General features: G+C 42.5%; 12 protein-coding genes. 5 read left to right on the forward strand and 7 right to left on the reverse strand.

Annotated features, from left to right (window positions below; translation table 11 throughout):
• Positions 1-95 precede the first annotated feature (95 nt).
• From argS to DUL71_RS12405, 4 genes are all read right to left on the reverse strand, one after another.
• Positions 96-2,024, reverse strand: a complete 1,929-nt coding sequence (gene argS, locus DUL71_RS12390; RefSeq protein ID WP_114938342.1) for an arginine--tRNA ligase — start codon at positions 2,022-2,024, stop codon at positions 96-98.
• 318 nt (positions 2,025-2,342) lie between these two features.
• Positions 2,343-2,834 (reverse strand): cupin domain-containing protein, encoded by a 492-nt coding sequence (locus tag DUL71_RS12395; protein WP_114938556.1) that lies wholly within the window; start codon positions 2,832-2,834, stop codon positions 2,343-2,345.
• Between the two features lie 73 nt (positions 2,835-2,907).
• Positions 2,908-3,522, reverse strand: coding sequence for an HmuY family protein (locus DUL71_RS12400; protein ID WP_114938343.1), 615 nt, complete (start codon positions 3,520-3,522; stop codon positions 2,908-2,910).
• Positions 3,523-3,550: 28 nt separating this feature from the next.
• The gene (locus tag DUL71_RS12405) at positions 3,551-5,638 is read right to left on the reverse strand and encodes a TonB-dependent receptor plug domain-containing protein (RefSeq protein ID WP_114938344.1); all 2,088 of its coding nucleotides are present in this window, start codon (positions 5,636-5,638) and stop codon (positions 3,551-3,553) included.
• Positions 5,639-5,735: 97 nt separating this feature from the next.
• Here DUL71_RS12405 and DUL71_RS12410 point away from each other — a divergent pair, with 97 nt between their 5' ends.
• On the forward strand, positions 5,736-6,704 hold the full coding sequence (locus DUL71_RS12410; RefSeq protein WP_114938345.1) for a helix-turn-helix domain-containing protein: 969 nt from the start codon (positions 5,736-5,738) through the stop codon (positions 6,702-6,704).
• A gap of 111 nt (positions 6,705-6,815) precedes the next feature.
• Here DUL71_RS12410 and DUL71_RS12415 read toward each other — a convergent pair whose 3' ends face one another.
• Together DUL71_RS12415 and DUL71_RS12420 are read right to left on the reverse strand one after the other, a co-directional pair.
• Entirely contained in the window at positions 6,816-7,511 is a 696-nt protein-coding gene (locus tag DUL71_RS12415; RefSeq protein WP_114938346.1) for an ankyrin repeat domain-containing protein, read from the reverse strand.
• 10 nt (positions 7,512-7,521) lie between these two features.
• On the reverse strand, positions 7,522-7,950 hold the full coding sequence (locus DUL71_RS12420; protein WP_114938347.1) for a DUF1801 domain-containing protein: 429 nt from the start codon (positions 7,948-7,950) through the stop codon (positions 7,522-7,524).
• Between the two features lie 140 nt (positions 7,951-8,090).
• On the opposite strand from DUL71_RS12420, the gene DUL71_RS12425 reads away from it, so the two are divergent.
• Both DUL71_RS12425 and DUL71_RS12430 read left to right on the forward strand, forming a co-directional pair.
• Positions 8,091-8,501: a nuclear transport factor 2 family protein gene (locus DUL71_RS12425; RefSeq protein ID WP_114938348.1), complete on the forward strand. Its 411-nt coding sequence runs from the start codon at positions 8,091-8,093 to the stop codon at positions 8,499-8,501.
• Between the two features lie 357 nt (positions 8,502-8,858).
• Positions 8,859-9,524, forward strand: coding sequence for a response regulator transcription factor (locus DUL71_RS12430; protein ID WP_114938349.1), 666 nt, complete (start codon positions 8,859-8,861; stop codon positions 9,522-9,524).
• Between the two features lie 13 nt (positions 9,525-9,537).
• Here DUL71_RS12430 and DUL71_RS12435 read toward each other — a convergent pair whose 3' ends face one another.
• The gene (locus DUL71_RS12435; protein ID WP_114938350.1) at positions 9,538-9,942 is read right to left on the reverse strand and encodes a hypothetical protein; all 405 of its coding nucleotides are present in this window, start codon (positions 9,940-9,942) and stop codon (positions 9,538-9,540) included.
• A gap of 259 nt (positions 9,943-10,201) precedes the next feature.
• Here DUL71_RS12435 and DUL71_RS12440 point away from each other — a divergent pair, with 259 nt between their 5' ends.
• Both DUL71_RS12440 and DUL71_RS12445 read left to right on the forward strand, forming a co-directional pair.
• Positions 10,202-10,708, forward strand: coding sequence for a hypothetical protein (locus DUL71_RS12440; RefSeq protein ID WP_114938351.1), 507 nt, complete (start codon positions 10,202-10,204; stop codon positions 10,706-10,708).
• A 192-nt stretch (positions 10,709-10,900) separates the two neighbouring features.
• Positions 10,901-12,397, forward strand: coding sequence for a flavin monoamine oxidase family protein (locus DUL71_RS12445; RefSeq protein WP_114938352.1), 1,497 nt, complete (start codon positions 10,901-10,903; stop codon positions 12,395-12,397).
• Positions 12,398-12,430 lie beyond the last annotated feature (33 nt).

A 12,430-nucleotide genomic window follows, 5' to 3' on the forward strand; every position in this document is an offset into this window, starting at 1 on the left:
AAAGGGGCAGTTATAAAACAGGAAAGCCTTTAGCAATTATCTGCTAAAGGCTTTTTAATTAACAGCCGTTATTCCCCCTTTAGGGGGTTAGGGGGCTACATCCTCTCGGGCACTTCAATACCCAAAAGCTTCATCCCTTTGCTAATCACCTTAGCTGATGATGCAGATAAGGCTAAACGGAATTGTTTCGAATCCTCGTCTTCAGCTTGCAATATCGATTTTTCGTGATAGAACTTGTTGTATGTTTTGGCAAGCTCATATACATAGTTGGCAATTACTGCCGGACTGTAACTCTTAGCGGCTTCTTTAACTGTTTCAGGATATTTATCAAGTAATACAATTAAATCGCGCTCAACGTCTGCCAGTTCAGTTACGGCCGGCTTAGTTTCAGCGTTATAATCGGCCCTGCTTAATACAGATTTGATACGGGCATGTGTATACTGAATAAACGGCCCGGTATGTCCCTGAAAATCTACCGATTCGTTAGGATCAAACAGTAAGCGCTTTTTAGGATCAACTTTTAACAGGAAATATTTGAGTGCGCCCATGCCAATGGTATGATATAACGCAACCTTATCTTCTTCGCTAAAAGCATCAACCTTGCCCATAGCTTCGGTTTGCTCTTTGGCGGTAGTTTCCATCTCGGCCATCAGGTCATCAGCATCAACCACCGTACCCTCACGTGACTTCATCTTACCCGAAGGAAGGTCAACCATACCGTACGATAAATGGAATAAACCGTCGGCTCCTGTTTTACCCAGTTTCTGCAGTATCAGGAACAGCACTTTAAAGTGATAATCCTGCTCGTTACCTACCACGTAGATAGATCTATCCATGTGGTAATCGTTGTATTTCAACTGCGCGGTACCCATATCCTGGGTAATATAAACCGAAGTTCCATCACCACGGAGAACAAGCTTTTCGTCAAGTCCGTCTGAACTAAGATCTATCCAAACTGAATTATCAGCTTTTTTAAAGAACACGCCTTTTGCAAGGCCTTCTTCGATAATATCTTTACCTAACAGGTATGTGTTCGATTCGTAGTAGTATTTATCAAAATCAACTCCCAGTTGCTTGTAGGTTTCAGCAAAGCCTGCGTACACCCAACCGTTCATGGTTCTCCACAGGTTCATTACCTCTTCATCCCCGGCTTCCCATTTTTGCAGCATTTGCTGAGTTTCAATCATGATGGGTGTAGCATTCTTAGCTATCTCTTTAATCTTATCTTCCTCGCCTGCAATTTTCTCATCCAGCTCAGCTATCAACTTTTGACTTGCCTCGTCGGTTTGTGCACGTTTCTCTTTAACCTTTCCTATAGTAGCTAACGACTCCTCAATCTTAGCCTTTTGATTTTCTTTAAAGACCGAAAGGTCATGTTTTTCGTAAACTTCGGTCAAAACAGGTTTAAGCTGCTCTCTCAGTTCTTTATCAAAAGCAACATAATACTTACCTACCAGGTGGTCACCTTTCATACCCGACGATTCAGGAGTTTCGCCGTTACCGAACTTTTGCCAGGCCAGCATGGATTTACAGATATGGATCCCGCGATCATTAACCAAGTTAGTTTTGATCACCTCATAACCATCGGCAGCCAATATTTCGGCAACCGAATAGCCCAACAGGTTGTTACGGATATGACCAAGGTGCAGCGGTTTATTGGTGTTGGGAGATGAATACTCAACCATTACCTTTTCGCCGTTTGGTTTTGCTACCGCGAAGTCATCGGCAGTAATATTATTATACAACTGGCTAATCCAGTATTCATCGCTAATAGAAAGATTAAGGAAACCTTTGATCACGTTAAAGGATGCAATTTCCTTCAATTCGTTTTTAAGGTATTCACCTATTTCGGTACCGGTTTGCTCCGGCCCCTTGCGCGAAAATTTGGTAAACGGAAAGGTTACAATGGTTACCTGGCCTTCAAACTCCTTACGGGTTTCCTGTATGCTAACGGCAGCCGGTTCAATGTCAGTTTGGTATAGTTGTTTAACTGCTTTTACGGCTGCTTCAATAATAAAATCCATTCGGCAAAATTAAATAAAATGGGCGGATTGCGAATATTAAAATGGCGATGTTTACACGTAGATTAGGAGGCACCTATGGAGCCACTACAAATTTAAGCCTTAGCTATAAACAGGTTACTCCTACGGAGTTTTTAGCAGCGATACCATCATTAATTGGGTGGGCTTATCCGTAGAAGAGTAAAATGAAAACGCGGGTATATGCTTTACTTAGTTATCTGTAATTAAACAAATAAGTGATCAACACTCCGTAGGAGTATCATGTTTATAGGCAAACAGAAACAAAATCAAGGCTCCGTAGGTGCCTCGTACCTCAACTTGCTATTCCCTGCACATTCTTGTTAACAAAGCCTCATGATGAGGGCATTCCGAAACTAATTCCACTTTTTTTGCCATTTCAAATTCGCTGAAATCAAAACCCGGAGCAACAGCACAACTCACCAGGGTAAAGCCCTCGCCTGTCTTTAACTCGGCAGAAAACCATAATCCTGCCGGTACAACCACCGAAAAGCTGCCGGTACTTTCATCAGATAATTCATGGCTTATCAAACTGCCATCAGTTTCGATGACGTGAATAAGCAAAGGCTGCCCTTTATGAAAATACCAGATTTCATCGGATGCAATCCGGTGAAATCCGGAGAAGTCCTCATTCTCCAATAAGTAATATATAGAAGTGCAGGCCTGTTTTACTTCTGCACTACCAATCCGGTTAACCTCTCCCACCGAGCGGAATACTTCCCGGTAATAACCGCCTTCGGGATGAGGTAATAAATTTAGCGACCGGATATAGTAAGCTGCATTTTGAGTTTCCATAAAACAAGTATAAACAAAAAAGCCTCCCTTACGGGAGGCCTCCGACATAATTAACCAACCAAAGAAAACCTGTCTATTTGAAGCTTGTTGTTCCGTCGCCCTGGTAAGCGTAACGGAAAGTATAATAGCGTGATGCCGGCCTGGTAGTAAGATCAGCAAAGGCAGCGGTTGTAGTGTTTGGATTGCCTTTGTAATAGCTAATCATTTCCACTTTGGCATATTTACCATCGGCTGTTTTAATCACGAATATTTTACCTGGAGTAGCAAGTATGGCGTGCTGCGGAGCGGTTTCCGCAGTGTAAGTATACCAGCCCGAAATGGCAGGAGCACCCGTTGCATCAGTTTTATAATCGGCAGTTGGAGCCGTTGTTAAAGCTTCAAACGTGCTGCTCACTACCTGGGCCTGGGTTGTCCCGGTGCCTGATGTACCACCATTTGTAAAAATGCTGGTCGATTTAAATTTAAGGTCCCACTTGGTTGCCGAAGCGGTGTCAGCTCCCGTAACCTCCGCGCCTGTAGCAAGGCTGAAATAAACCGTTGCTTTTGACGCACCGTCAAGATCAGAAATGGTTTTAGTGGTAAGCTTGCTTGCTGCTGGAGTTGGATCGTCGTTGTTTTTGCTGCATGATGATGCCAGTAATATAACAGCCGAGCTTAATGCCAATGATAAAGTTTTGAATTTGTTCATGTGTGTTGTATGTATTATAGTTTAATAATTATTGCTTGTTAAAATTGTAAGCTACACCGGCGTAAATAAGCCTGCCGGGCAGGTTCAGGATCACCTGCGGATCTTTATGGTTAAACAGGTTTTGCGCGGTTACCTGCAACCGGAGCGCGTTGTTCATAAACAGCTTGGAAACCGATGCGTTGACCAACATGTAGCCGTTGGTGTATTCGTCGGCCCTATTCACAATGCCGTTGCCATCGCTGTCTTTATAACCGTACCTGCCGCGATAAATAGCTCTCAAAGAGGTGTTGATACCTGTCTTTTCGTCGTTATAGTTGAGCCTGATGTTGTAGGTATATTTCGACCGGCCGAGCAACCCGCCGTAATCGCTGCGTTTTAGGGCTTTGGTGAGATTGGTTTCAGGATCCTTGGTGAATACTTTCCCGGCCTTGATCTGGTCGAGTACATCCTGATCATAAGCTTCGAGGTATTGGAAGCCGCCACCTATTTGTAAAGGTTTAAACAACTGATAAGTGACATCAGTTTCTACACCCTGTGTGTATACTTTATTAAGATTGAAGTACGAGAATACCGATTGACCGTTTGTTTTCAACGCGATGGCTGCGGTTTCAATCAGGTTGCTGATATTATTGCGGAACAGGTTGGCAGTCCAGTAAAGTTTAGTTACCGGTTTGTACCGAAAACCAAAGTTGAAAGCGGTTGAACTCTCCGCATTCAATCTTTTTAGTGTCGAGGGATCTATCAGTACGGTTTCAATCTGTCCCTCCTGTTGTAAACGGGCTATACCGGCTTGCGCTTCTTCATAACCGAATACGCTGTAGCCAACCTCGGCATTGGTAAAGTTGAGGTAGAGTTGCCTGAAATCGGGCGCTTTGTAACCTTTCCCCGCCGAACCTAATATGGTAAGCTTATCGCTAAGCGCGTAACTCGCTGCCAGTTTGGGACTAAACTGCGATTTGTAAACGCTGTGCGCGTCAAACCTGCCACCAGCTATTATGTCAAGTTTTTTTACAGGGATCCAATCTGCCTGGAAATAGCCGTAACCAGATGTGAACGATTGTTGTTTGGTATAACGGGTAGCCTCAACAGTTTCGTACTGGCCGCCTACGCCCGCAGTTAGTTTCAGGTTATCCTGCAGGGCATAATCGTTTTGAACCTCGGCCCGGTTAAAGGTTTGAGTGAAATAGGTTTGATCATAGATGTCATGATTATCCTCGTACCTGATATCAGAATTGGTTTTATAAATCGAGCGGTAAAGCTGCAATACCGAAACATCTTTTTTACTGAACCTGTGGGTAAGCACCGGCGCCAAATTAAAATCCTTCTCGGTGCCTTTGCCTGATGCAAAACGGTTATTGTCAACCGAAAAACGGCTGTCCTGATCATTGGTAAAATATCTTACAGATAGTTTCAAACTGGTGTTATCATCAAAACGGTAAGCTGTTTTACCATTTAGCGTATACCCATGAAAAGGCGAAACCGTTGGTATGCCCGATGCAGGCTGTAAACTATAGCCGCCACTGCTGTTCCGGTTGGCAAAACCGCTGATGTAGAATTTGTTTGTTTTGTATGACGAGTTCAGTGAAACGTCGGCATTTTTATTGGTACCATATCGCCCGGCTACACCACCCGAAAAGCCTTTGGCAGGCTCGGCGGTAATGATGTTTACTACGCCGGCCATTGCCTCCGAGCCGTAAAGGGAAGATGTAGGGCCTTTAACTATCTCTATTCTGTCGATATTGTTAGTAGTAATCCTTGATAGCTCAAGGATACCGGTGCTACGACCGATAAGCGGCAGGCCATCTATCAGGATGAGGGTATAAGCCGGATCAAATCCCTGAATCTGGATGCCCTGTCCATGCGGATCATCTAAAATGTTGATCCCGGTTTGTTCCGATAAAACTTCATTCAGGCGTACCAGTCCACGGTTTTTTATTTCTTCGGATGTGATGCGGGTTATGGGGATAGGTACCTGCTGTAAACTTTTCGCGGTGCGGGTTCCGGTTACTACTACCTCTTTCAGTTGTTTGGTGCTATCCTTCCTTGTTGTGTCGCGCTGCGCAAAGGCAGCAGTTGAAGTAGACAATACAAGTACCAAAGGAAGAATATTTTTCATTTATTTAGACTAATTAAAAATAATGATGCAAATTTGTGGCATAGCTACCAAGTTTGGTTAACGCCAAACGGATTGAAAACAACGCTAAACGGATTTTATGCACATAACCCTTACTCCTGTTTCACAAACCAACCGTCTTCAATTGGCCTATCCGGAAGGTTTTAATGCCGCATCATGTTTAGAAAAGAGGCATCATGAGATAACACTTACAGATGGCGGGATTAAAGTAGATGAATGCTGGTTTGATGGTGTCTGTGCTGTGTACAGTGTTCTTCATTCTGATCAATCATTCACTATTAGTCTGGATTACCCTAAGCCATGCAGAATCCTGTTTTTTGCGTTGGATGGTAAACTGGAGGCAGATACCGGAAGAATATTGATAAGAATGAACAAGGGCAATTGCTCTTCCGCCTGCCGGGCAAGTCTGAATGTCAATATATTAATTCACGTCAACAGTACCATGCTGGCAATATGTATCGATGAATTATTTATAGAGAAGCTATCTGCCCAGGGAACTTTGCCTGCAGATGCAAAAAAATATCCTGATCATCTGATAAAAAAAGATCTGACGACAAAGGCGCAATCTATCAGCAAAAATATTTTAGACAATAACCAAACGCCTTATATAAAACGCCTGCTGCTGGAAGCCGGCATAGTGGATTTATTGATTAACCTGCATCAGCCAGAGGAAACAACCACACACCCTATTTTTAGCGATGCGGACAAAACGCGTTTATTGGAAGCCAAAAATATAGTAGAGCAAAATTTAAAACACCCCTGTTCGTTGGCGGAGCTTTCACGCAAAACAGGTCTTAATGATTTTAAACTGAAGAAGGGATTTAAAGTCTTATTCGGTCATACTGTTTTCGGTTATCTGGCCGAACGCCGGATGAGCCTCGCCCATAAATTACTTAAAGACGGACGCAGCGTTAGCGAGGTTGCCGAGACTGTCGGTTACAAAAACGCGCATCATTTTACTGCTGCGTTTAAAAAACATTTTGACACGCTGCCGAGCAAAGTAAGTAAGCTGGTGCTGATATTGATGGGGTGTTTGGCCTGGATGTAATTTTTTGTAGAGACGCATCACATGCGTCTCCCGTATGCAACGTCTACGTCATTCAATGCAAAAGCCTTTCCTAAAGGAGACGCATGTGATGCGTCTCTACGTAAAAAATGTTTAGCGGGTAAACAACTTCAAAACCCCGATCTGATTATTTTGCTCCGCCAATTTCTTAGCAGACAGGCCATCTCTATTCTCTATTTTAAAATCGGCACCGTATCTGAGCAACAGCCCGATATGGTCAAGTTTATACTTCCGTTTCACCGCATGAAAAAGCGTTGTATTACCATCCTTATCGGAAAAGTTTACGTTAGCGCCATTCTTTAAAAACCATTCGGCTATTTCAAAACGCTTCCAATTGTAGGCAGCCATAAACGGAGTATCGTTACCGATACCGTTATCTGTTTTTGCGCCATAGCTTTTAAACAAATCAGCAGCTTCAACATCATTATACCAGGTTATGGCGTACATACAATGTTCCGGATCCGCACCATTTACCAGCAGATATTTATATAACAATTCGTTTCGGCCCCTGGTATAGGCATACCAAAGTGGTGTAGCAGGAAAAAAGCCACACTCTTCTTTTATCCGGTGTACGGCATTAAGATCCATACCTTTTCCTAACAACAGTTTAAGTATCGTCAAACTATCTTCAGCGTTTGCCGGGCGTTTGGCAATTTCAACACCACATAAATAATGAAGCGCGTTTTTACCACTGTCCTCTGCCCATGTAAGCCACCTCAGGTCTTTTGCAATCATGGCCTTAACAGCTTCTACATTAAGATCTTTAATGTTCTGGATGAATTTGATCATGACTATGTTACTACTTATCCAATATCGCCAACCAGGTTTTTACCGCGTTTTTCAAAGCCTCCTCTTTAGCGGCAACTTCCTCCATATTATGAAAAAAGGCCAGTCTCCGGCCATCCTCGTAACCACCGGAAAGCAAACCGGATGTATCATTGATCCAGGCTCCAGAAGGGAATACCAACCGGATACAATCTTTCTGAAACACGTTTGAAACAATCACATACCTTTTATATTCCTTGGGATCAAAAGGCCCCATTTCGCCGATGTACAAAAAGCTTGGCGCGTTCCATTTAACATGCTCACCTAATTCACCGTCAACACTCAGGATGATCTTTCTTAAAACCTCCAATACATCCTTCAGCGGGTGATCAAGTTTTTGCATATACGCGTCTACACCTTCCGAATCGGCAAGCACGGCTGATTTTGTGGTTTTGGCTTTCATGATCAACAGGTAATAAATTGGTTGTGAAGCGTTATCTAATTTAAAAAAAGAATACTTAATACCAAAGGAACCGTAAATAGTACCATAAAACCAGCCAGCGTCATCTTAACTTTGATGTATCAAATTAGATTATTACCATCATGGAACAAAAGCTGCCACTCCCCCCATTTAATTTTGAAACTGCTACTCAAAAAGTGCAATTGGCCGAAGATGCCTGGAACAGCCAAGACCCGGCAAGGGTTTCCTTAGCGTATACAATCGACACCGAATGGCGTAACCGTTCGGAGTTTATAAACGGCCGCGAACAGGTGGTTGAGTTTTTAACGCGTAAATGGCAAAAAGAATTCGACTATAAACTAAAAAAAGAACTATGGGCCTTTACAGATAACCGCATAGCCGTACGTTTCGAGTATGAGTACCACAACGCCGATGGTGAATGGTTTCGTGCTTATGGAAACGAGAACTGGGAATTTGACGAAAACGGTCTGATGCAAAAACGTTATGCCAGCATCAACGATGTGCCCATCAAAGAAGAAGACAGGCGCCTTTAAAACAAAGAACCCATTGTAGAGGCCAATGGCCTCTACAATGGGTAACATCAATGTTTAATAATTAAGCAAAAAGGTTTAGGGCTTCCCTTAATTTAGGTTTATCATCTGAGCTATCTTTTTAATATTTCTGATGCTTTTTCATTGGCGTTAGATACTTCACATTGTTATTTTTCAGGGGTACAATTCAAAATTTGGAGCATTTCTTAATATCTCAAATCTCGCTGAAGCATTAAAAATCAAAAAGGGTGATATCACCCTTTTTTTAGTTCAAAACGGATAATAAAATGAAATACAAGTACATTATTTTTCCTATTTTGCATTTTTTTAACATCGGTTAATAGATATAACCTATAATTAATGCAAACCTCAACTTCGACTCCGCCTATACAAATTGCTATTATCGATAACCACACCTTGTTCAGGCAAGGTATGATCAGTTTACTTGGCGATTTTGAAGAGATCACGGTTGTTTTTGATGCCGAAAATGGGGAGGATATGATTAGCAAGATCAAAAAGTTCACTTTGCCTGATATTATATTAATGGATATTACGATGCCGGTGATGGACGGCTACGATGCCACGGCCTGGTTAAAGAAAAACCATCCCGCTGTAAAGGTACTGGCACTAAGCATGTCTGACGAGGACAGACCAATTATCAATATGCTCAGGAGCGGTGCGGTTGGCTATATGCTTAAGGAATCAAAAATAAGGGACGTGGTTTATGCAATGCAAACCATCCAAAAGCATGGTTATTATCTAAATGAACTGGTAAGCGGAAAATTGCTGCATACCATGCAAAATAAAAACACCCCGACTGATAAATCAAAGGAGCTCACATCAAACGAGCTCACTTTTCTGAAGCTAAGCTGCTCGGAACTTACCTACAGGCAAATTGCCGATGAGATGAACCTGAGCCCCCACACTATCGACAATTACCGTGAATCGTTATTTCAAAAGTTCGGGCTTAAATCAAGAACGGGCATGGTACTTTTCGCTATCAAAAACCAGATCATAAGCGTTTAAGCTTTTCCTCTCTTTATAAAAAAATTGTTTTGAATATGAGTGGTATCACAATGATACCCAGACTGATTAAAACATAATTACGATATAGCTTGCTGTTACGGCTGGGATATAAATTTACCAGTTTATCATAACGCTGGTTATAAAATATGAGCAGGTAATTCAAAATTGCAAAGGGAATAAAAAACACCAATAAGCCTGCAATAAATGCGTTTATGGCTTTATCCCTCGTCAGGTCTATCGTAAAAAGGATAGGGATATCTGTAAAAAAGCGAAGAATAAACAATAGCGTAAGCAGGTTAACACCCTGAATTAACGACATGGATATAATGGTAAACGCTTTCCAGTTACCGCCCGCGCTTTTCTTTGCCCTTTCCTGCGTAATGGCATCAACCCAGATCTTATAATAAATGCTTAACATTTGTTTCAGATTAGTGTGCTACATAAATACAAACCTTCTCTTATAGATAAAGTTTGTACCAATATTTAAGTAACTGATAATTACTGCATTCCGTCACCAACAGCAAATCGTTACGATATATCGTCATCACAAAGTCACAAATAAACATAAACAACTCATTATCAGAGATATAAAAAACAGGCACAAGGATTGGTTAACTGGTATTGTTCTCAAGAAAATCACTTTTTCAAAATATCGTTAACCTTAAAAAATCACCTTTATGCCAAATCATTTATCAACATTCGGAGTTATTCATACAGCTATAAGCCTTGTAGGTGTTGCTGTTGGTTTTATCGCTTTATTTCAGGATGGGAAAATCGCCCCTAAAACCAAAAACGGAACGCTTTACGGCATTTTTACCGTACTGGCCTGTTTAACCTCGTTCCTGGTTATGAAAACCGGTCATCTGAGTAGTGCTCATAATCTGTCGTTCCTTGTTTTGATTTTGCTTCCCATCGTTTATTATGCACCATCATTACGCGTTTTCGGCAGCAAAGCCGATTATGTACAAACCATAGGCATGACAGCCACCTTATTCTTTTCCTTAGTACCTGCCGTAGTTGAAACATTAACAAGGCTCCCGGTTGAACAGCCCCTGGCTGACGGCCCTGATTCGCCCATAGTAAAAACAGGACTTATGACTTTGTTAGTGCTGTTTATAATCATTATGATATTCCAAGCAATTAAACTGAAGAGCCAGCGCAAAGGGTTAACACCTGCATTGTAAATAGATATCTGCCGAACCTATAATATATTAACTGTCTGGGGCCTGCCTGTTTTTACGGGCAGGCATTTTTGTTTCCCTACAATACTTCTACATCCGGTTAACGGAACCTTAAAGTTGAATTGACGCAAATAATCATAGCCAAATAATCCTAAATTTATTGAAAGCTATTCTGCATCAAATCATCGTTAACCTATGAAAGATATTAAAAGACGATCATTCATTAAACATACCATACTGGTCGGTGCCGGTACTGTCCTCGCGCCGCAATTATTGAGCGCCCAACAATTTGATGATCCAAAGGTCATAGCCCCTGATAGCACCAGCCCAACATCTGACAAAAAAGTAATTGTTGCCGGAGCTGGCATTACAGGCCTTTGCTGCGCGTATGAATTAATGAAAGCCGGTCATGATGTAACTATATTAGAGGCCGATGGCCGGTACGGCGGTCATGTTTTTACAGGGAGAGATGGCTTGTCAGATGGTTTATATGCCGATTATGGTGCCGACCATATCACCAAACCGGGTTACGAAAAGTTTTTTGAATATGTGGATGCATTTAAGCTTACAGCCCTACCCTATCCTCATGCCGAAGGTTCGGCCGCGGCACCTAACCGCAACGGTTTGCGTATGGTTGGCGGTAAATTTTACACTGATGATGAAATGAAGAGCCCGGCCGTATTAACAAGAATGGGCTTTAATGAACGGGAGGTTAAATTCCTGGCCGAAAACCCTTTTTATGCACTAAGTTCCTTCTACCTGAAAAATTATAGCGGCAAGTTCACAGATCCATATCAACCTTTCGGTGTTAGATATGACGATTTTGATAAAATTTCTGTTAGTGAACTCTATAAAAGAGAAGGGGCATCTGTTGCGGCGATGGGCCATTTAGGCGGCCAGCGGACTTCGGCTTTGTATCATCTTTGGAGAGCTTATGTTATGGAGTCGCGGGGTATTCCGCTTTCTGAGGGCGACACCTATCATTTAAAAGGCGGCAATGAACAACTGCCCATCGCCTTCGCTAAACGTCTTGGAAACAGAGTGAAACTAAACCATCGGATAACAGCAATCAACCATTCGGCTACAGGCGTTACGGTAAAATACAAACCATACGGCAAAGCCGAACAGGAAATGAGTGCCGACTTCCTGGTGAATTGTATTACGCTGCCCATTTTTAAAACTATTCCACTTTCGCCGCCCCTCTCACCCGAAAAACAATATGTGGTTAACCGCACCACTTATTCATCCCACCCCTTTTATGTATTTGAGGCAAGCAGCCGTTTTTGGCTCGATGATGGTTTCAAAAGTATCAATATGGAATTTGAGCATCCGTACATATCATCCATATGGGAAGAAACAAATGAAGTTGGCAGTGATAAGGTGATCCTTAAAGCATACGGTCCAGGCGGCCTCACACCCCAGCAGGTGCTTGACGCCTTCAGGCAGGTTTACCCGGGTAAGCATGACACTATTGAACAAGCCTTGACCAAAGACTGGACACGAGACGCATTTGCCCCGGCCTGCGAGATGGAACCATTTCCGATAGGTCAGATGCACCGCTTTTGGCCCCAGATCATGAAACCTAACGGACGGATCTACTTTGCCGGTACTTACGCCGATAATTTAAGCAGGGGAATGGAATCAAGCATCCGTTCGGCGCAGCGGGTGGCCGGCGAAATTGATAAAGCGTAAAACAAAAAAGCACCCTTACCAGGGTGCTTAAAA

It is taken from the genome of Mucilaginibacter endophyticus (assembly GCF_003351025.1).
Lineage (GTDB): Bacteria > Bacteroidota > Bacteroidia > Sphingobacteriales > Sphingobacteriaceae > Mucilaginibacter > Mucilaginibacter endophyticus.